Raw genomic sequence first — 19,486 nt, 5'->3', positions numbered from 1 at the left:
CAAGCGCCGCTACGCACCCGCTGATGCGTTCGGACATGCGTCTGGCTTTGTCGCTCCGCCTTGCAGGCATGAGCCTGCCGCGGCGTCGCTTCGCGCCATCCACACGCCCGAACACATCATCGGGTACGCCCAACCGAGGTTTCCGGGATCATGCTAACCGCCATTCTGGTGATGGCCGTTCTCGCCGTGGCTGTCGGCCTGGTGCTCGGCTGGTCGGCGGTCCGCTTCAAGGTGGAGGGCAACCCGCTGGCGGAAAAGATCGACGCCATCCTGCCGCAGACGCAGTGCGGGCAGTGCGGCTTCCCCGGCTGCCGGCCCTATGCCGAGGCCATCGCCAAGGGCGAGGCCGACATCAACCTGTGTCCGCCGGGTGGAGAGGAAGGCATCAAGAAGCTCGCCGAGCTGCTGGGCGTGGAACCCAAACCGCTCGACGAAGCCCACGGCACGCCCAAGCCGAAATCGGTGGCCTTCATCGATGAACAGACCTGCATCGGCTGCACCCTGTGCATCCAAGCCTGCCCGGTCGACGCCATCTCCGGCGCGGCCAAGCAGATGCACACGGTCATCGCCGCCGAATGCACCGGCTGCGAACTGTGCGTAGCGCCATGTCCGGTCGACTGCATTTCGATGGTACCGATCGCCGAAGATTTGCCACACTGGAAGTGGAAGTATCCGGTGATCGAACTGAAGCGCGTCCCATGACCCGCAAACTATTCAAATTCAAGGGTGGCGTGCATCTGCCCGAACACAAGGCGGAATCGAATACGCGTCCGCTCCATGCCGCGCCGCTGCCGGGGAAACTGGTCATCCCACTGCGCCAGCACATCGGCAACCCGGCCAAGCCGGTGGTCGAAGTGGGCGAACGCGTGCTAAAAGGCCAGATCATCGGTGCGGCGGACGGCTATGTTTCCGCCGCCGTTCATGCGTCGAGTTCCGGCATCGTCACGGCAATTGGCCTGGCCGCCGTGCCGCATATCTCCGGCCTGCCCGATCTGTGCATCACCATCGAAACCGACGGCCGCGACGAATGGATCGCCCACGCGCCACTCGATTACCAGGCGATGGCGGCTGCCGATCTGCGTATGAAAGTGCGCGACATGGGCATTGCCGGCCTCGGCGGCGCAGTGTTCCCAAGCGCGGTCAAGCTCGACCCCGGCGCCGCGCATTCCTGCCCCACGCTCATCATCAACGGCGGCGAATGCGAGCCGTGGATCACCTGCGACGACATGCTGATGCGCAGCCGTGCCGGCGACATCCTGCAGGGGGTGGCGGTGATGCGCCACCTGCTGGGCAGCACGGAAATCCTGGTCGGCATCGAGGACAACAAACCCGAAGCCATCGCCGCGATGCAGGCCGCCGCGCAAAGCCTCGACTTCGCGGTCGAAGTAGTGGCGGTGCCGACGATCTATCCCACCGGCGGCGCCAAGCAGCTGGTCGAGACCCTGACCGGCAAGCAAGTCCCCTCCGGCAAGTTGTCCACCGACATCGGTATCCAGGTGTTCAACGTCGGCACCGCCTACGCATTGGCGTGCGCGGTGCATTATGGCGAGCCGCTGATCTCGCGCCTGGTCACCGTCACCGGCCACGTGCTGCGCCCGCAGAATTTCGAGGTGCTGATCGGCACGCCAATACACACGCTGATCACACTGGCGGGCGAGCGCGACGGCAGCACCGGCGCGCTGATGGGCGGACCGATGATGGGCCTGCCGATACCCGACCTGGAGGCGCCGGTGGTCAAGGCCACCAACTGCATTCTGGTGAAGTCGAACGCACTGTTTCCGCCGCTGCCCAAAGCGCTGCCGTGTATCCGCTGCACCCGCTGTGCCGACGTCTGCCCGGCCGGGCTGCAGCCGCAGGAGCTGTTTCGCTTTGCCAAGACGGGCGACTTCGGGCGCGCGCAGGAATACCACCTGTTCGACTGCATCGAATGCGGCTGCTGCAGCTATGTTTGCCCCAGCCACATCCCGCTGGTCGATTTCTACCGCTACGCCAAAAGCGAGATCTGGGCGCGCGAGAAGGAAAAACGCGCCGCCGACCTGGCGCGCGAACGCCACGAATTCCGCGAATTCCGGCTGGCGCGCGAGAAGAAGGAAAAGGCCGATAAGCTTGCCGCCAAAGCGCAGGCCACACGGGCGCAATCTGCGCTGGATCAGGTTGCGCTGGATCAGGCAACGCGCGCCGAACGCCCTGCCGCGCCTGCGTCCGGACTCGCCGCCGCGCCCAGCGACGCCGACGCCAGGAAGGCGCTGATCGCCGCCGCGCTGGCGCGCGCGCAGGCGAAAAAAGCCGGGGTTGCGCCGAAAAACACCGACCACCTGCCGCCCGGCACGCAGCACGAGATCGAGGAAATCGAGGCACGCCGGGCTAAAATCCGCGAACTGGCGCACCAGCCGCTGGAATCCGAAGAGAAGAAACCCTGATGCCATCCCCTTTCATCCTTGACCGCAGCAGCGTCACCCAGGTCATGGCCTGGGTGCTGGCCGCCCTGCTTCCCGGCGTTGCGGCGTACGTCTGGCTGTTCGGGCCGGGCATCCTGGTCACCCTGACACTCGCCACCGTCACCGCGCTGGCGGCCGAAGCAGCGATGCTGAAGGCGCGCGGCTATCCGGCCAAGCCTTTCCTCACCGACTTATCCGCCATCGTCACCGCCTGGCTGCTGGCGCTGTCGCTGCCCGCGCTGGCGCCATGGTGGCTGATCGTCACCGGCACGCTGTTCGCCATCGTGGTCGCCAAGCATCTGTACGGCGGACTGGGGCAGAACATCTTCAATCCGGCGATGGTCGGCTATGCGGTGCTGATCGTGTCGTTCCCGGTGCAGATGACGCAATGGCCCGCGCCGCTTGCGCTCACGGAGACGCCACTCACGCTGGCGCAAAGCGCGACGGTGATATTTGGCGGCGACGTACCGCGAGCCACCCTCGACGCGGTGACCATGGCCACGCCGCTGGATGCGCTGCGAACCGGCCTGCTGCAGCAACTGACGGTGGACGAGATCATGACGCAGCCGATCTTCGGCCATTACGGCGGCGTCGGTTTCGAATGGCTGGCCGCGGCGTTTCTGCTCGGCGGCCTGCTGCTGTGGGCGCTGCGCATCATCAGCTGGCAGGTGCCGCTGGCGTTTCTCGCCGGCATCTGGCTCGCCGCCGGCTTCCTGCACTTCTTCGACGCCGGCCGCTTCGGCGCGCCGTGGTTCCACCTGTTCGCGCCGGCGGTGATGCTGGGCGCCTTCTTCATCGCCACCGACCCGGTGTCGGGCGCGACGACGCCGCGCGGCAAGCTGATTTTCGGCTTCGGCGCGGGCCTGCTCACCATCGTCATCCGCACCTGGGGCGGCTACCCGGACGGGGTGGCGTTCGCGATCCTGCTGATGAACCTCTCTGTGCCGCTGATCGACCAGTACACCCAGCCGCGCGTCTACGGCACCGGCGGCGAGAACGGCAAGGAACCCCCGGCGTGATTTCGCAGATCAAGGCCGCCGGCCGCAACGCCCTGCGCACCGGGATGATCCTGTTCATTTTCGCGGTCGTCGCCACCGCGCTGCTAGCCTTTACTTTCGCCCGCACCCAGCCCACCATCGAGCGCAGCCAGCAGGCCGAAAAACTGGCGCTACTGAGCCAGGTGTTGCCCGCCGATCTATATGACAACGACCTGCTCGCCAGCCAGCAAAGCGTGCCGCCCGACGATCTACTGGGAACACGCCAGCCATCCACGGTGTGGATCGCCCGGCGCGGCGGCGTCGTCACCGCCGTGGTGCTGGAAGCCATTGCGCCCGAAGGCTACGGCGGTAACATCCACCTGGTGGTCGGCATCGATACAAACGGCGCCCTCACCGGCGTGCGCGTCACCGCGCACCGCGAAACGCCCGGGCTGGGCGACTACATCGTCCGCAGCAAGAGCGCATGGATCGAGCAGTTTGTCGGCAAGTCGCTGACCGTGCCCGAAGCCAGATACTGGAAGGTTGCCAAGGACGGCGGCCGCTTCGACGCCCGCGCCGGCGCCACCATCACACCGCGCGCCGTGGTCAGGGCGGTGCACGGCGCGCTGGACTATTTCGCCCGCAACCGCGTCGCGCTGCTGGCCGGGAATGAAGCGCCTGACGCCGCACCCAACAAGGAGACGCCACCATGACCCTGCAGGAATTTCGCACAATTTTTCACAATGGCCTGTCGAAGCAGAACACCGGCCTGGTGCAGCTGCTGGGGTTGTGCCCGCTGCTCGCCATCAGCACCACCGTGGTCAATGCGCTGTCGCTGGGACTGGCAACGATGCTGGTGATGGCGTCCGCCAGCGGCGCGGTGTCAGGCGTGCGCCATTTCATCCCGCACGAAATCCGCATCCCGGTGTTTGTGCTGATCATTGCCTCGCTGGTCACGGTGATCGATCTGCTGATGAACGCATTTGTGCATCCGCTCTATCTGGTGCTGGGGATTTTCATTCCGCTCATCACCACCAACTGCATCGTGCTGGCGCGCGCCGACGCCTTCGCCTCGAAGAACCGCCCGCTGCACAGCGTGGTCGACGCGATCGCGATGGGCCTCGGCCTGACGACGGTGCTGGTGGTGCTGGGCGGCGTACGCGAACTCGCCGGCCAGGGCACGCTGCTGGCCGGCATCGACATGGTCTTCGGTGAGGCGTCCAAACAATTCGTGCTGCATGTACTGCCCGATTACCAAGGCTTTCTGCTCGCCATCCTGCCGCCCGGCGCCTTCATCGCACTGGGCCTCCTGATCGCCGCGCACAACTGGCGGATGGCCCGTGCCGAGCGGCGCGTCCCTGTTGCCGTGCCGATGCCGGCATGAAGCCGCCACTGAAAAGGCGCGTGCCGAAGCCGCGCAATCCGTATGTTCCGCTGGCGCTTTCCCGCCGTGCCGGTGAGCACGAAAAGTCGGTCGGCGCCAAACGCCGGGCCGAAAAACAGGCATTGAAAAAGCACCTCGCCGAAGCGTGATCTCGCGACGATGAATGCCATCAAACGCCGCGAAATCTTCACCCGCCTCCGCGCCGCCAACCCCCGTCCCGTCACCGAGCTCGAATACCGCACACCGTTCGAGCTGCTGGTGGCGGTGGTGCTGTCGGCGCAAGCCACCGACAAGGGAGTGAACCTGGCGACCCGCAGGTTGTTTCCGGTCGCCAGCACGCCTGAAGCCCTCTACGCGCTGGGCGAAACGGGGCTCGCCGAGTTCATCAGGACCATCGGGCTCTACAAGAGCAAGGCCCGCCACCTCATCGCCGCCTGCCGCATGCTGATCGAGCGGCACGGCAGTCAGGTGCCCGCCGACCGCGCCGCGCTCGAGGCCCTACCCGGCGTCGGGCGCAAGACGGCCAACGTCATCCTCAACACCGCGTTCGGCCAGCCCACCATGGCGGTCGATACCCATATCTTCCGCGTCGCCAACCGCACCGGCCTCGCCCCCGGCAAGACCGTGCTCGAAGTGGAAAAGAAGCTGCTGAAGACCATTCCGGACGAATTCCGCATCAACGCCCATCACTGGCTGATTCTGCACGGGCGCTACGTGTGCCAGGCCAGGAAGCCGAAATGTCCGGAGTGCATCATTGCGGATCTGTGCGAGTACAAGAACAAAACCCCAGCGTCCCACGCTTCTCCGCGGACACCGAAGGGCGTAAGCCCCGGATCCGGACCGACTGATGTTTAATCCCAGCCGTGACCAGGTTCGCCAGTTCTTCTTCGATCTGTGGGCGAAATACCGTGCGGGCCAGCCATTGACGGGCGCGGAGCAACCGGCGCTCGAGGTCGTGCTGGCGCACCCGGAATACCACGCCCTACTCGATCAGCCCGCTCGTTATATCGAGCGGGACTACCTGCCGGAGTCCGGCGAGACCAACCCCTTCCTGCATTTGTCGATCCACCTGGCGATCAGCGAGCAGGTGTCGGTCGACCAGCCGCCCGGGATCCGCGACCGCTATCAGCGTCTGCTGCAGCAGCATGGCGACGCGATGGACGCCCAGCACACAGTGATGGACTGCCTGGCCGAGATGATCTGGCAGGTGCAGCGCCATCGGACGGCGTTCGACTCGACGGCCTACCTGTACTGCCTCGACCTCAAGCTCGGCGAGTCCTGAGCGGACGGGCAGCGTCCGGCGCCGGCCAACTTCATTTTGTCGGAACACTGCCGATAACCCTGATGGATATATGACATCGGCGCCTCACAGCGCCCGTTGTATGGCGCCCCCAACGATCTTTGATCGACTTGACCGGAACGCAGCCGAAGTCGCGATCCTGCGTGCGCGCATCGGGGCCGATTCGGGCCGTTCCCCATAACAAAGGCATATTTACTTCATATCGATACAGGTTGATTGATGGCACAGGTTGAACAACTCAAGCTCAGCGGTCAGCTGCCCACGCCTCGGGGAGTCGCGCTTGCGATCCTTAAGATATCCCAGCGCGAAAATGCGACGCTGGAAGCCATTGCACGGGTGGTGCAGACCGATCCCGCGTTGTCCGGGCGGCTGATCAAGCTGGCCAACACCGCTTCGTATATCTCACGCCCGGTGGTATCGGTACAGGACGTCGTCGCGCGCCTGGGCATGGCGACGGTGCGCCAGCTGGCGCTGGGGTTTTCGCTGGTGGACCAATACCGCAACGGCGCCTGCCAGGCATTTGATTATCAGCGGTACTGGTCGCACTCGCTGCTGATGGCTCTCGGCATGCAGGCCCTCGGGCGACGGGTGCACGTGGCAGATGCGGACGAACTGTTTGTCTGCGGCCTGCTGGCGCAGGTGGGCCAACTGGCGCTGGCAACGGCGTACCCCGATGAGTACAGCGCGGTCCTGAAGGCGCATCACGCCAATCCCGCGCAAGCAATCATCGTCCAGGAGCGCGCCCGTCTGGAAACCGATCACATCGAACTTGGCATCGTCATGATGTCGGACTGGGGCATGCCCAAAATATTCACCGGGCCGATCACCCACTACGAATATCCGGATAAGCCGAGCCCCCCTCTGGATTCGCGGTCCAACAGTTTGATGCTGATGCTGCGGTTGTCGCATCGACTGGCCGATCTCGGGCTGGCCAATGCCGGCATGCACCTGAAACTGGCGCAGGAATGGGTTGCGCTGGCAAAGGAGCTCGACATTTCGCAGGAAGACGCCTGGCGTTTTATCGACGAAGTCATGGCCAGCTGGCGGGAATGGGGCGAACTGCTGAAGATTCCGGCTGTTGCGCTGCCGTCGTTTGCCGGAATCTGTCACGGCCACCATGAGGCGGAAACGGAAACGGCGGCGAAAAGCAAAACGCCGCTGCGCATCGTGGTGGCGGACGGCAATGCCTTCACCCGTCGCAAGGCCATGGCGCTGCTGGCCGAGAACAGCGATCACATCGTTTATCCGGCCGACAACGGCAACGCCGCGCTGGCGCTGGCGATGGAGGTGCTGCCCCACGTCATCGTCGCGCATTGCGACCTGCCGCTGCTCAACGGCATGGAGTTGTGCCAGGCGTTGCGCACAACCGACGAAGGCCGCCGCATGCATATCCTGCTGATGGCCGACAGCCATGGCGAAGAACACCTGACCCATGCCTTCGAGGCCGGCGCCGACGGCTATATGCCCAGCACGATCAGCGCCAAGGGGCTGCGCACCCGGTTATGCGCCGCGCAGCGGCTGGTGCAGCTACAGACCGCCTGGGAAAAAGACCGCACCCAGCTGCGCCGGATTGCGGCCGAGCTGGCGGTGGCCAACCGGCGGCTGGCCACCGCCGCGCTGACCGACCTGCTGACCGGGCTGCCCAACCGTCGCTCGGCCATGGATCAACTCGAACAGGCCTGGAGTGCCACTTTGCGCACCGGGCTACCGCTTTCGGTGATGGTGATCGACATCGATCATTTCAAGCACATCAACGACAGCTACGGCCACGCCGCCGGCGACACGGTACTGCGCGAGGCCGCGGCCACCCTGCGCGAATCGGCACGCCGCGAAGACAGCGTCTGCCGCATCGGCGGCGAGGAATTTCTGGTCATTTGCCCCAACACCGACCTCAAGTCCGCAATACAATCGGCCGAACGCCTGCGTACGAACCTGGGTTCAAAACAGATTGCCATCGGAGAGGTGGAAAAAAACCTCACCGTCAGCATCGGTGTGGCAACGCGCGAACCCGGCACCCCCGACATCGACGCGCTGGTGAGCACAGCCGACCAGGCGCTCTATGCAGCCAAGGCAGCCGGGCGCAACCGGACCTGCACCCGGCAGCAAAGCCTGTTCACTTGAACCTGGAAAAAACCAAGCTTGTAAAGTTCGCCTGACCACGCTACAGCGCGCGTGAAACCCTTCGCACCGCGTCATCCTCCGGGTGCGGCTCGATCCGGAAACCCAGGGCTTCCACCAGCTTCAGCATGGGGTGGTTGGTTTTCAGCACCTCGCCCTCCATCGCCTTCACCCCCTTGCTGCGCGCCACGTCCATCAGCACGTCCATCAGCTTGTGGCCGATCCCCTGTTTCTGCCATTGGTCGTTGACCACCAGGGCGAATTCGCAGGACGCCCCTTCCGAATTGATGGCATAACGCGCCACCCCGAGCTCCACTTCGCGGCCGTCGATTTCGGTCAGCGCCAGCAGCGCCATTTCGCGCGAATAATCGATCTGGGTCAGGTGTGCCAGTGCGACCGGAGACAACTCGCTTACCGCGTCCATGAAGCGGAAATACCGGGATTCCTCGGACAGGCTCTTGACGAAGCCCTGGGTCAGCTCGGCATCCTCCGGACGGATCGGGCGGATCACCACATTGTGGCCACTCGGCAATTGCCAGTGCGTCACCAGATGCGCCGGATAGGGATGAATCGCCATGTGGCCATAGCGGTCAGCCATCGGCACCCGCGGCGCGATAATGACGCGCGCATCCAGCGCTAGCGCGCCGTGCTCGTCCACCAGCAGGGGATTGATGTCCAGCTCCGCCAGCCAGGGCAGCTCGCAGACCATCTCCGACAGGCGTAGCAACACGTTCTCCAGCGCGTCCATGTCAACCGGCGGGCGGTTGCGGAACGCGCCCAGCAGGGTAGCGACGCGGGTGCGCTGGATCAGGTCGCGCGCCAGATAGCGGTTGAGCGGCGGCAGCGTCACCGCGCGATCGCGGAAGGCCTCGACATCGACGCCGCCGGCGCCGAACACGATCACCGGACCCAGCACCGGATCCGAGGTCATGCCCAGCAATACCTCGCGTGCATGCGAACGCGTGACCATCGGCTCGATGACGATGCCGTCCAGGGTGGCATCGGGGCGCAGGCGCCCGATGTCGGCCAGCATCTCGCTGTAGGCGGAGCGTACGGCCTGGCCACTCGACAGCCCCAGGCGCACGCCGTTGACGTCGGACTTGTGGGTGATGTCCGGCGAATTGATTTTCATCACCACCGGGAAGCCGATCTGTTGCGCCAGCAGCATCGCTTCCATCGCGTTGCGCGCGATCAGGGTCTGCGCGATCGGGATGTGAAAAGCCGCCAGCAACGCCTTCGATTCCACCTCGTTGAGCAGGTGGCGGCCGTGCGCCAGGGCGCTCTCGATGATCAGGCGCGCGCCCTCGACGTCCGGCGCGGCCTGCTGCGACAGCGGCTCCGGCGTCTGCATCAGCAGGCGCTGGTTCTCGTAGAAAGCGGATAGATAGGAAAACACCTCGACCGCCGGTTCCGGTGTGGTGAAGTAGGGAATCCCGGCCTGCTTGAACAGGCGGCGGCCCTCGAATACCTGGGCCTCGCCCATCCAGCAGGTCAGCACCGGCTTGCTCGAGTTTTTCGCCACCTCGATCACAGCCTGTGCCGCCTCGGTCGGTCGCGTCATCGCCTGCGGCGTCAGCATCGCCAGCACGCCGTCGACGTTGTCGTCGGCGAGGCAGGCGTCCACCGCCGCGTGATACCTGTCGGCATTGGCGTCGCCGATGATGTCGAGCGGATTGGCCTGCGACCAGTTGGGCGGCAACACGGCGTTGAGCGTCTCAATCGTCGCCGGCGACAGCTCGGCCATGCGCACCCCCAGCTCCACCGCAAGGTCGGTCGCCATGACGCCGGGGCCGCCACCATTGGTGACGATGGCGAGGCGATTGCCGCTGGGCTTGATGTGGGTGGACAGCGCCCGCGCCGAGGCGAACAGTTGCAGGATGGTGTTGACCCGCACCACCCCGGCGCGCCGCACCAGCGCGTCGAACACCGCGTCCGAACCGACCAGTGCGCCGGTGTGCGACTGCACCGCTTTCGAACCGGCCGCGTAGCGCCCCACCTTCACCATGACGACCGGCTTGAAGCGCGACGTCGCGCGCAATGCGCTCATGAAGCGGCGTGCGTCGCGGATGCCCTCGATATACAGCAGGATGCCGCGGGTCTGCGTATCGGTGGCGAGATAATCGAGGATCTCGCCGAAATCCAGGTCGGCCGACGCGCCGGTGGAGATCACGCTGGAAAATCCGATACCGTTGGTTTCCGCCCAATCCAGCATGGCGGTGCAGATGGCGCCGGACTGCGACACCAGCGCAAGGTCGCCGGACAGCGTGGCGCCCTGGCTGAAGGTGGCGTTGAGCCCGATGGAAGGCCGCTGGATGCCGAGACAGTTGGGGCCGATGAAGCGGATGCCGTGCTTTTTGGCCGCCGCCTTGACGCCGTCTTCCAGCGCCGCGCCCTGCGCGCCCACTTCGCTAAAGCCGGCCGACAGCACAATGGCATGGCGGATGCCGCGCTCCCCGCATGCCTCCATGATCGGCGCCACCGTCGGCGCCGGCGTGGCGATCAGCGCCAGTTCCGGGACTGCCGGCAGCTCGCCGGCCGACGCGTAGCAGCGCACGCCGAACACCGTGTCGTGCTTGGGGTTGACCGGGTAGACCTCGCCCGTGTAGCCGGCATGGCGCAGGTTGCGGAACAGGATGCCGGCGACCGAATCCTCGCGTTCGCTGGCGCCGAAGACCGCCACCGAGCGGGCGTTAAACAAGGGGTAAAGATAGTGTTGGAACATGGTTTGCTTCGGGCTGGCGTACGCTGAACCGATGGAGTAGTGAACAGTCCATGCTAGGCCATCTCCGGTTACCGCGCCATCACGTCGGGCGTATACCGGGCGTATAGTTTATTCATTCCTGCCCTTTCCCCGCGCCATGCACACCGCCTACATCAGCCACCCCAGCTTTCTCCTGCACAGCATGGGCGACTGGCATCCGGAGAGTCCCGAGCGGCTGCGCGCCATCGAGGACCGGCTGCACGCCGCCCGCCTGTTCGACTATCTGACGCATCTCGAAGCCCCGTCGGTGCAGCGCAGCCAGCTGCTGCGGGTGCATGACGCCGCCTATATCGACTTCGTCGAAGCGTCCTCGCCCAGCGAAGGCTTGCGCGCGCTCGACCCCGACACCAGCATGAACCCGCACACACTGGAAGCCGCCCGGCATGCCGCCGGCGGGGCGGTGATGGCGGTGGACCGCGTCATGCGCGGCGAGGTCGGCAACGCCTTCGTCGCCTGCCGCCCGCCCGGCCACCACGCCACCCGCAACCGGGCCATGGGTTTCTGCTTCTTCAACAACGTCGCCGTAGCCGTCGCGCACGCACTGGAAGCGCACGGCCTCGCGCGGGTCGCCATCGTCGATTTCGACGTCCACCACGGCAACGGCAGCGAGGACATCTTCAAGGACGACCCGCGCGTGATGCTGTGCTCCACCTTTCAGCATCCCTTCTACCCGTTCTGCGGCGCCGACACCGCCCGCGACAACATCGTCAACGTACCGCTACCCGCCGGCACCGCCGGCGATGCCTATCGCGAAGCCTTCAGTGCGAAAATCATGCCGCATCTGGAAGCGCACCGCCCGCAGATGCTGTTTTGCTCCGCCGGCTTCGACGGTCACCGCGAGGACGAGATGGCGCAGTTCGGCCTGGTCGAGGCCGATTACGTCTGGATCACCGAGCAGGTCATGGGCGTGGCCGCACGCCACGCCGAAGGCCGCATCGTCTCGCTGCTCGAAGGCGGCTACGACCTCAGCGCCCTGGGGCGCAGCGCTACGATGCACATCAAGACCCTGGCGGCGTTATGAGCCATGCACCCTTGACCCGCGTGGGCGCGTTGACGCAAATGCAGGGCACATCGGTACGGTACGGCGCCCCCCGGCGTGCAAACTGCGATTTCCAGGTTAAACCCAACCGCTATAACGCCCACCCCACCAGTTCCAGCGGCCAGCGCACCGCCGCCGCCACCGCCAGCGCGGCGCCGATGGAAAGCGTGACTGAATAGAGCGCATCGCGCCGGCCGAGCAGCTTCAGCATCATGGCGAAGGTGGACACGCAGGGCACGTAAAAGGTCAGGAACACCAGGAAAGTGGCAATCTGCGTCGTGTCGAGCACCGTGGCCAGTTCCTGCGTGCCGAGTGCCTGGAATACCATCAGCAGGGACAGTTCCTTGCGCAGCACGCCGAACAGGATCGGCACACCCAGTGCCATCGGCAGTCCCAGCCACCACACCGTCACCGGCGTGAGCGCGAGATTGATCCAGGCGTCGGCGCCATAATGGCCCAGCAGCGCCAGTACCACGCTGCCCGCCACCAGAAGCGGCAGCACGATGGTGACGATGTCGCGGCTGCGCTCCCAGGTGTTGACCAGCAAGGCGCGCAGGGTGGGCACGGCATAGGGCGGGATCTCCTGGATCATGCCGGGCGTGGTCTCGGGATAGCGACGCTTCAGAAGCTTGCCAACCAGACTGACGACGACGGGAACGAGCATGAAGAGCGCGAACACGCCGAAGCCGCCGAGGTACTTGCCGCCCACCGCCAGGATGATGGCCGAGCGCGCCGAACAGGGCAGGAAGGTGATCAAGAGCGAGGCCACGGTGCGGTCACGGCCGTGGGTGACGGCGGCGGTGGCGGCCAGTGCCGGCACGTTGCAGCCCAGCCCCATCAGGAAAGGCAGGGCGACGCCGCCGTGCAGGCCCAGCCGGTGGAAGCCGCGATCGACCACGAAAGCCACGCGGTGCATGATCCCGGACTCTTCCAGCAACACCAGCACCAGCACCAGCGGGATCATGTAAGGGATGACGATGCCCGCCAGGCCGATGAAGCCGTCCAGCACGGCACGGGCGACCACCCCCATGAGGCCGGTCGGCTGCCACGGCGCGGCCCATTCGATCAGGCGTGCGACGGTGAGTGCGTCGAGAAAGGCGCTCACCTCGAACACGACGATCAGCACCAGGGCAAAAATCACCAGCGAGCCGATGAAACCCCAGCGCGGGTGCAGGAAAAGGTCGTCCGCCCAGATTTGCCAGCGCGGCGGCGCGCCTTCCTGGCCGGGGCGGGTCACCGCCTCGTACAGCATGGCGGCGCGGTGATGGCGGTCGGCATGAATTTCCTCCGCCAGCGGGCGCGGCAAGGCCGCACCGGCGGCGGCCCGCGCGGCGAGCAGGGTGGCGTAGTGGTCGGGGAAATGCGCCTGCAATTCCTGCGCGAAGTAACCGTCGTTCTCCGCGAGCTGCAGCGTCAGCAAGGCTGACGGCACCGCGAATGCCGCCGCCACCTCGGGCTGCCGGGCAATCTCGGCAATGGCGCGCAATTGCGTCTCGATGTGCGCGCTGGGCGGTTGCGCCGGCGGCTGCGCGTGGGCATGCCTGGCCTCGCGCGCGACCCGCACCGCGGCGGAATACAGATCGGCCAGGCCGATGCCCATATGCGCCACGGTCGGCACCACCGGCGCGCCCAGCCTGGCCGACAGGGTGCGCACGTTGATGAAGCGCCGCCTGGAACGCGCTTCGTCCATGCGGTTGAGCGCAAACACCATCGGCCGGCCCAGCTGCATCAGCTCCAGCGCGAGTTCGAGATCGCGCTCCAGCGCCGTGGCATCCATCACCATCAGCAGCACGTCGGGAGCGGCGAAAGCACTCGCCGGCTGATGCGCCTCGTGCCGGGAAATGGCCGGCCAGCGGTCGCCCCACAGCATATATTTCAGCGTCACGCACGCATCTTCGTCGGGATGATGAAGGCCGTCGATGGCAGGCAGCGCGACCAGGGAAATCTGGTCGATGCCCACCTCGACCAGGCATTCCTCATACGCAGGCCCGATGCCGGCCAGGCGTTCGTGGCGTGTAGAGGTGCTGGCGGCAGCGCGGAAGATGCTGTGCTTACCGCTCGACGATCGCCACGCGAGGACGCCTTGCACCGCGCAATCCTGGGCCGTGGAGGGGGAAGGCATGGGCGGTCGGGGTCATTTATCAACGATATTAATATGAGAATGTCTCTCATTTGTATTTGTTTTTGGCGGGACTGTCAATGCCTGCCCTGCTCGGGCAGGCTGCCAGCAATACCCGCCATGTTTGGCTGGTTGCGCTCGCCGCGCTTGCGGGCCTTGAACGCCGCCACGATATAATCGGCATGCTGTCCGCCCAGTTTGGAATGCCGTATACGCTGGAATAGGCAGTGCACCAGCCGGGAATGCCGCGGCCGCCGGCACAGATCAGGTTTTGAGTTGTCCGGCCTTGAGGTCGCCTGTAGCGGCACGGACGCGTAGTCATCGTGATGGGTTTCATCTTCCTCCCCTGGTTATGTTGTTGAGTCCCGTCTGACACAGGGTATTTGCTCCGGCTTATAAATCCGGACAGCCCGATTGGCGAATGCAGCCCGGAGCAAAAATCTTTTTATATCAGCTAGTTATAGTATTTCTCATCCATATGCTTCTGGAGTTTGCGTGATCGATTTCAAGGCCTGTCCGCTCTGGCTTTACCGCCTGTTGCCATTTTTGCGCTGGTGGCCCAACGTCACCCCGCAAACCTTCAAGGCCGACACCGTCGCCGCGTTCACCGGCGCGCTCATCGTGTTGCCGCAGGCGGTGGCGTTTGCCACCATTGCCGGACTGCCGCCCGAATATGGCCTCTATGCGGCGATGGTGCCCGCCGTCGTCGCGGCGCTGTGGGGGTCGAGCTGGCATCTGGTGTCGGGACCGACGACCGCGATCTCGATCGTGGTGTTTGCCTCGATCAGCCCGCTGGCCGAACCCGGCAGCCCGCAGTTCATCGGCCTGGTGCTCACGCTCACCTTCCTGGCCGGCCTGATCCAGCTGGCGATGGGCCTGGCGCGGCTGGGCGCGCTGGTCAACTTCATCTCGCACACGGTCATCATCGGCTTTACCGCGGGCGCGGCCATCCTCATCGCTGCCAGCCAGATCAAGAACTTCTTCGGCCTCGACATGCCGCGCGGTGCGCATTTCCACGAAGTGCTGATCCAGTTCGGCTCGCATATTCCGGACATCCAGCCCTGGGTGTTGATGGTGGGTGCGGTCACGCTGGCGTCGGGCATCCTCGCCAAACGCTATCTGCAGAAACTGCCGTACATGATCGTTGCCATGGTGGTCGGCGGCGGGGTGGCGGCGGTCCTCAATGCTCAATTCGGCAGCGATGCGACCGGCATCCGCACCGTCGGCGCACTGGTGGCGTCGTTCCCACCGCTGTCGCTGCCGGATTTCTCGCTCACTGCCCTCCGTCAAACCCTGTTTCCGGCCACCATCATCGCGATCCTGGCACTGACCGAAGCGGTGGCGATCGCCCGCTCGGTTGCGACCCGGTCCGACCAGCGCATCGACAGCAACCAGGAATTCGTCGGCCAGGGCTTGTCCAATATTGCGGGCAGCTTTTTCTCCGGCTACGCCGCCAGCGGCTCGTTCAACCGCAGCGGCGTCAACTACGCTTCGGGCGCCAGGACGCCGCTGGCCGCTGCGCTGTCGGCGGTTTTCCTGCTCTTGATCGTGCTGCTGGTCGCCCCGCTCGCAGCCTACCTGCCGGTGCCGTCGATGGCGGCTATCCTGTTCATCGTGGCGTGGAGCCTGATCGACTTCCACCACATCGGCGAAATCATCAAGCGCCACAAACGTGAGCGCATCGTGTTCGCCCTCACTTTCATCGGTACCCTGGTCGACCTGGAAAAAGGCATTTTTCTTGGCATTCTGGTGTCGCTGATGTTCTATCTGTATCGCACCTCGCAGCCGTCGATCCGTGAATTGGTGCCGTCCCACGTCAACCGCAACAACCCACGCCGCAAGTTCGTGCCGCCCGACATCGATACGCCGGGCTGCCCGCAGCTGACCATGCTGCGCGTCGAAGGCTCGATCTTTTTCGGCGCGGTCGAGCACGTGCAGAAATATTTCCGCAACGTCGACGAATCCGACCCGCAGAAAAAGCACCTGCTGCTGACTTCGCGCGCAATCGGCTTCATCGATCTGGCCGGTGCCGAACAGCTGGCCAAGGAAGCCACGCGACGGCGCAAGCTGGGCGGCGGCCTGTATCTAGTGGGGGTGCAGCCGGATCTGTGCGAGATGCTGCGCCGCAGCGGCCAGGTCGATACCATTGGCGAGGAACAGATTTTTCGCCACAAGGGCGATGCCATTCAGGCAATCTACCCGCGGCTGGACAACGAAATCTGCCGTACCTGCACGGCACGGGTTTTCCGCGAATGCCACATCGCGCTGCCGGACGGCACGCCGCGCACCGACGAGCCTATACCGCCACCCAGTGCCTAGCGATTGCGCGCCGACTGCTCGCGCCGCCACACCCACGGCGGCGTCGGTGTAGCGTCCTGCCACAGTCCGCGTTGTGCGCGGCGCGCCTCACGCTGCAGCGCCAATATGCCATTGCGTTCTCTGCCGCGTGTCGACACCCAGGCAAGGCCGCGCCGTACCAACTCCGCGTTAACCGACTGTGCATCCACGGTGAGGCGCCCCACTTTACGGCCATAGGCGTCGGTGGCGACGGTTTCCAGCTGCGCCCGCCGCTTCAGCACCCATTCTTTCAGCGCTTCGGTGGCGGCCTCGGCATACGGCTGGCCGGTTTCGGGGGCGTCGATATCGGCCAGGCGGACTTTCAGAAAGGCGCGCGATCCGGGGGCATAGTGGTCGGGCTTGAACAGCACGGTGTCGCCGTCGATCACCACGATGACGACGCCGTGCAAGGTGTCTGCGCAAACCGTGCCGGACGCGGCGAATAGCAGCCACAGCGCCAGCAGGATTTTCACCCGGCGAGCATCTCCGCGGCATGTTGCCGCGTGGTGGCGGTGATTTTCAGCCCGCCGAGCATGCGCGCGACTTCCTCCACCCGCGCGTCGGCGTCGAGCAATTCGATATTGGATGACACAAAGCTGCCGCTGGCCTGCTTCGCTACCCGCAGGTGCTGCGCACCGCGCGCGGCCACCTGCGGCAGGTGGGTGATGACCAGCACCTGGCGGGTTTCGCCCAGCTTCGCCAGCCGCCGTCCGACTGCTTCGGCCGCGCTGCCGCCGATGCCGACATCGACCTCGTCGAAAATCAGCGTCGGCACGCCGGCCACGCCGGACAGCGCAGTCTGGATCGCCAGGCTGATACGCGACAGCTCGCCGCCCGACGCCACCTTGGCGAGCGGTCCCGGCGCCAGGCCGGGATGGCTGGCGACGAGGAAGCCGACGTCCTCCAGGCCGTGCGCGCGCGGCTCGGCGACGGCTTGCAGCTGGATGTCGAGATGGCCGCCGGCCAGCGAGAGTTCGTGCATCGCCGCCGTCACCTGCTTCGACAGCGCCGTCGCCGCCTTGCGGCGCAACGCGCCGAGCTGATTCGCCTGTGCCTGGTACTGCGTCCAGGCAGCGTCCTCGGCCGCCTGCAAGGCGTCGAAGTCGTCGCTGGCGGCCAGTTCGGCCAGCCGCGCCTCGAACTGCAACAGCAGATCGGCCAGCGCTTCCGGCTGCACCCGGTGCTTGCGCGCCAGCCGGTGCATGTCGGCGAGCCGGCGATCGAGTTCGGCCAGCCGCTCGGGGTCGAGACTGAGATGGCCGGCATAGCGGCGCAGCGCATGCAGCGCCTCGGCGAGATCGGCGCTGGCCGAACCCAGCAGGGCGGCGACCTCCTGCAGGCTGTCGTCCACTGCCTGCATGGTGTCGAGCCGCGCGCTCATTTCGCCGAGGCGGCCGGCCACCGCCGCCTCGCCCTCGTCCAGCCCCTGGATCAGCGCATGGCTGCCTTCAAGCAGCGTGGTGACGTGCGCCAGCCGCGCGTGCTCGGTCTGGATGTCGTCCCAGCACGCAAGGTCGTCGCCCAGCGCGCGCAATTCCTCCACCGCCAGGTTCAGGCCTTCGCGTTCGATCTGCCGCGCCTGGCTGTGGGATTCGGCGTCCAGGCGCTGCGCACGCGCCGCCTGCCAGGCGTACCAGGCAGTGCCGACCGCGGCGGCCTGTTGCTGCGCGCCGGCATAGGCGTCGAGCACCTCGCGCTGGGTCTGCGGGCGCAGCAAGGCGTGATGCGCGTGCTGGCCGTGGATGTCGAGCAGGAATTCGGCGGCCTCCTTCAGCAGCGCCAGCGGCGCGGCGCTGCCGTTGATGAAGGCGCGCGAGCGGCCGCCGGCGTCGATCACCCGGCGCAGGATCAGCACACCGTCGTCCACCGCGTAGCCCGCCTCGTCGAGCCAGGCCAGCAGCCCTGGCAGGCGGTCGATCGTGAACTCGGCGGTAATTTCGGCGCGCGGCGCGCCGCTGCGCACCACGCCGCCCTCGGCGCGATCGCCCAGCGCCAGCGCCAGTGCGTCGATCAGTATCGACTTGCCCGCGCCGGTCTCGCCGGTGAGCACGGTGAGCCCCGGCGCGAAATCGAGTTCGACCGATTCGACCAGCAGATAATTGCGGATGGAGAGATGCGACAACACAAGCGCTTTAAAGCTTTTTGCCCCAGTGCAGCTTCTGCCTCAGGGTATCGTAGTAACTGTAGGAATGCGGGTGCAGCAGCGTGACCGGAGAATTGGCGCGGGTGATCCACACATGGTCGCCGCTGCGCAGGTCGAAATGATGCTGGCCGTCGAAATGGGCGCGTGCGTCGTCGGCAAAGGTCAGGTGTAGTTCGATGCGCGAATGGCTGCTGACCACGATGGGGCGCGCCGACAGGGTATGCGGACAGATCGGCACCAGCGTCACCGCCTCCAGCGTGGGGTGTACGATAGGCCCGCCCGCCGACAGCGCATACGCCGTGGTGCCGGTCGGCGTGGTGATCACCAGACCGTCGGCCCGCTGGCTATAGACGAACTCGCTGTTGATGGCGATTTCCAGATCGATCAGGCGGCCCGAACCGCCCTTGCCCACCACCACATCGTTGAACGCGGTGGCCTCGAACACGCACTCGCCGCCGCGGCGGATCTGCCCGTTCAGCAGGATGCGTTCTTCCGCCACGTGCTGGCCGCTGAGGATTTCGGCAATGGCGCCGAACATGTCATCGACCATGATATCGGTAAGAAAGCCCAGCCGCCCCTGGTTGATGCCGATCAGCGGCACACCGTACGGCGCCACTTCACGCGCGATCGACAGCATGGTGCCGTCGCCGCCCATCACCACGACAGCATCGCTTTCAATCGCCAGATCGTGCAGGGTGCGGGCGGGAAAATTCTTGATCCCGAGGTGTTCTGCCGTCTGGCTGGCAATCAGCACCGTATGCCCGCGCCCTCGCAGAAACTCCCCCAACACACGCACGGAGGTTTCCATGCCCTGGTTATCGTATTTACCGACGAGGCCGACGGTGTGGAAGGGGGTCTGCATGGGGGCGA

The 19,486-nt window shown here is 65.6% G+C and carries 17 protein-coding genes; 12 read left to right on the top strand and 5 right to left on the bottom strand.

Annotated features, from left to right (window positions below):
- The first annotated feature begins 150 nt into the window (after positions 1 to 150).
- The 9 genes from rsxB (at position 151) to ACZ41T_RS13855 (ending at position 8,220) form a co-directional block, all read left to right on the top strand.
- Entirely contained in the window at positions 151 to 702 is a 552-nt protein-coding gene (gene rsxB / locus ACZ41T_RS13895) for an electron transport complex subunit RsxB (RefSeq protein WP_464921968.1), read from the top strand.
- On the top strand, positions 699 to 2,420 hold the full coding sequence (rsxC, locus tag ACZ41T_RS13890; RefSeq protein ID WP_464921967.1) for an electron transport complex subunit RsxC: 1,722 nt from the start codon (positions 699 to 701) through the stop codon (positions 2,418 to 2,420). The genes rsxB and rsxC overlap by 4 nt, the downstream gene beginning before the upstream one ends.
- Entirely contained in the window at positions 2,420 to 3,457 is a 1,038-nt protein-coding gene (rsxD, locus tag ACZ41T_RS13885; protein ID WP_464921966.1) for an electron transport complex subunit RsxD, read from the top strand. Before rsxC ends, rsxD begins: the two co-directional genes overlap by 1 nt.
- On the top strand, positions 3,454 to 4,128 hold the full coding sequence (rsxG, locus tag ACZ41T_RS13880; RefSeq protein ID WP_464921965.1) for an electron transport complex subunit RsxG: 675 nt from the start codon (positions 3,454 to 3,456) through the stop codon (positions 4,126 to 4,128). The genes rsxD and rsxG overlap by 4 nt, the downstream gene beginning before the upstream one ends.
- Complete coding sequence (locus tag ACZ41T_RS13875; protein WP_464921964.1) at positions 4,125 to 4,799, top strand: electron transport complex subunit E; 675 nt, start codon at positions 4,125 to 4,127, stop codon at positions 4,797 to 4,799. The genes rsxG and ACZ41T_RS13875 overlap by 4 nt, the downstream gene beginning before the upstream one ends.
- Positions 4,796 to 4,948: a hypothetical protein gene (locus ACZ41T_RS13870; RefSeq protein WP_464921963.1), complete on the top strand. Its 153-nt coding sequence runs from the start codon at positions 4,796 to 4,798 to the stop codon at positions 4,946 to 4,948. The genes ACZ41T_RS13875 and ACZ41T_RS13870 overlap by 4 nt, the downstream gene beginning before the upstream one ends.
- A gap of 10 nt (positions 4,949 to 4,958) precedes the next feature.
- A complete protein-coding gene (gene nth, locus ACZ41T_RS13865; protein ID WP_464921962.1) occupies positions 4,959 to 5,654 on the top strand; it encodes an endonuclease III in 696 nt (231 codons plus the stop codon).
- Positions 5,647 to 6,081: a DUF1841 family protein gene (locus ACZ41T_RS13860; protein ID WP_464921961.1), complete on the top strand. Its 435-nt coding sequence runs from the start codon at positions 5,647 to 5,649 to the stop codon at positions 6,079 to 6,081. The genes nth and ACZ41T_RS13860 overlap by 8 nt, the downstream gene beginning before the upstream one ends.
- A gap of 237 nt (positions 6,082 to 6,318) precedes the next feature.
- The gene (locus ACZ41T_RS13855; protein WP_464921960.1) at positions 6,319 to 8,220 is read left to right on the top strand and encodes a sensor domain-containing diguanylate cyclase; all 1,902 of its coding nucleotides are present in this window, start codon (positions 6,319 to 6,321) and stop codon (positions 8,218 to 8,220) included.
- Between the two features lie 40 nt (positions 8,221 to 8,260).
- On the opposite strand, the gene ACZ41T_RS13850 is transcribed toward ACZ41T_RS13855, so the two are convergent.
- On the bottom strand, positions 8,261 to 10,939 hold the full coding sequence (locus ACZ41T_RS13850) for a bifunctional acetate--CoA ligase family protein/GNAT family N-acetyltransferase (RefSeq protein WP_464921959.1): 2,679 nt from the start codon (positions 10,937 to 10,939) through the stop codon (positions 8,261 to 8,263).
- Between the two features lie 136 nt (positions 10,940 to 11,075).
- On the opposite strand from ACZ41T_RS13850, the gene ACZ41T_RS13845 reads away from it, so the two are divergent.
- Positions 11,076 to 11,999 (top strand): histone deacetylase family protein, encoded by a 924-nt coding sequence (locus tag ACZ41T_RS13845; RefSeq protein ID WP_464921958.1) that lies wholly within the window; start codon positions 11,076 to 11,078, stop codon positions 11,997 to 11,999.
- A 109-nt stretch (positions 12,000 to 12,108) separates the two neighbouring features.
- On the opposite strand, the gene ACZ41T_RS13840 is transcribed toward ACZ41T_RS13845, so the two are convergent.
- A complete protein-coding gene (locus ACZ41T_RS13840; RefSeq protein ID WP_464921957.1) occupies positions 12,109 to 14,139 on the bottom strand; it encodes a nucleoside recognition domain-containing protein in 2,031 nt (676 codons plus the stop codon).
- A gap of 77 nt (positions 14,140 to 14,216) precedes the next feature.
- Between ACZ41T_RS13840 and ACZ41T_RS13835 the strand changes: the two genes are divergently transcribed.
- The gene (locus ACZ41T_RS13835; protein WP_464921956.1) at positions 14,217 to 14,360 is read left to right on the top strand and encodes a hypothetical protein; all 144 of its coding nucleotides are present in this window, start codon (positions 14,217 to 14,219) and stop codon (positions 14,358 to 14,360) included.
- 271 nt (positions 14,361 to 14,631) lie between these two features.
- A complete protein-coding gene (locus ACZ41T_RS13830) occupies positions 14,632 to 16,455 on the top strand; it encodes a SulP family inorganic anion transporter (RefSeq protein ID WP_464921955.1) in 1,824 nt (607 codons plus the stop codon).
- Here the strand turns inward: ACZ41T_RS13830 and ACZ41T_RS13825 are convergent.
- The 3 genes from ACZ41T_RS13825 to ACZ41T_RS13815 are packed head-to-tail and all read right to left on the bottom strand — an operon-like array spanning position 16,452 to position 19,478.
- Complete coding sequence (locus tag ACZ41T_RS13825) at positions 16,452 to 16,946, bottom strand: thermonuclease family protein (protein WP_464921954.1); 495 nt, start codon at positions 16,944 to 16,946, stop codon at positions 16,452 to 16,454. The genes ACZ41T_RS13830 and ACZ41T_RS13825 overlap by 4 nt on opposite strands.
- On the bottom strand, positions 16,943 to 18,598 hold the full coding sequence (gene recN, locus ACZ41T_RS13820) for a DNA repair protein RecN (protein WP_464921953.1): 1,656 nt from the start codon (positions 18,596 to 18,598) through the stop codon (positions 16,943 to 16,945). Before recN ends, ACZ41T_RS13825 begins: the two co-directional genes overlap by 4 nt.
- A gap of 7 nt (positions 18,599 to 18,605) precedes the next feature.
- Positions 18,606 to 19,478, bottom strand: a complete 873-nt coding sequence (locus tag ACZ41T_RS13815; protein WP_464921952.1) for an NAD kinase — start codon at positions 19,476 to 19,478, stop codon at positions 18,606 to 18,608.
- Positions 19,479 to 19,486: the final 8 nt, after the last annotated feature.

The sequence above is a fragment of the Thiobacillus thiophilus genome (genome assembly GCF_055378705.1).
Note: the sequence above shows the minus strand (reverse complement) of the source record. Positions and strands in the feature narration are given on the sequence as shown.

Bases quoted from the DNA above. Each gene is read 5' to 3' on its own strand.
- rsxB (WP_464921968.1), top strand. From the start codon at position 151: ATGCTAACCGCCATTCTGGTGATGGCCGTTCTCGCCGTGGCTGTCGGC.
- rsxC (WP_464921967.1), top strand. From the start codon at position 699: ATGACCCGCAAACTATTCAAATTCAAGGGTGGCGTGCATCTGCCCGAA.
- rsxD (WP_464921966.1), top strand. From the start codon at position 2,420: ATGCCATCCCCTTTCATCCTTGACCGCAGCAGCGTCACCCAGGTCATG.
- ACZ41T_RS13875 (WP_464921964.1), top strand. From the start codon at position 4,125: ATGACCCTGCAGGAATTTCGCACAATTTTTCACAATGGCCTGTCGAAG.
- ACZ41T_RS13870 (WP_464921963.1), top strand. From the start codon at position 4,796: ATGAAGCCGCCACTGAAAAGGCGCGTGCCGAAGCCGCGCAATCCGTAT.
- nth (WP_464921962.1), top strand. From the start codon at position 4,959: ATGAATGCCATCAAACGCCGCGAAATCTTCACCCGCCTCCGCGCCGCC.
- ACZ41T_RS13860 (WP_464921961.1), top strand. From the start codon at position 5,647: ATGTTTAATCCCAGCCGTGACCAGGTTCGCCAGTTCTTCTTCGATCTG.
- ACZ41T_RS13855 (WP_464921960.1), top strand. From the start codon at position 6,319: ATGGCACAGGTTGAACAACTCAAGCTCAGCGGTCAGCTGCCCACGCCT.
- ACZ41T_RS13850 (WP_464921959.1), bottom strand. From the start codon at position 10,939: ATGTTCCAACACTATCTTTACCCCTTGTTTAACGCCCGCTCGGTGGCG.
- ACZ41T_RS13845 (WP_464921958.1), top strand. From the start codon at position 11,076: ATGCACACCGCCTACATCAGCCACCCCAGCTTTCTCCTGCACAGCATG.
- ACZ41T_RS13840 (WP_464921957.1), bottom strand. From the start codon at position 14,139: ATGCCTTCCCCCTCCACGGCCCAGGATTGCGCGGTGCAAGGCGTCCTC.
- ACZ41T_RS13835 (WP_464921956.1), top strand. From the start codon at position 14,217: ATGCCTGCCCTGCTCGGGCAGGCTGCCAGCAATACCCGCCATGTTTGG.
- ACZ41T_RS13815 (WP_464921952.1), bottom strand. From the start codon at position 19,478: ATGCAGACCCCCTTCCACACCGTCGGCCTCGTCGGTAAATACGATAAC.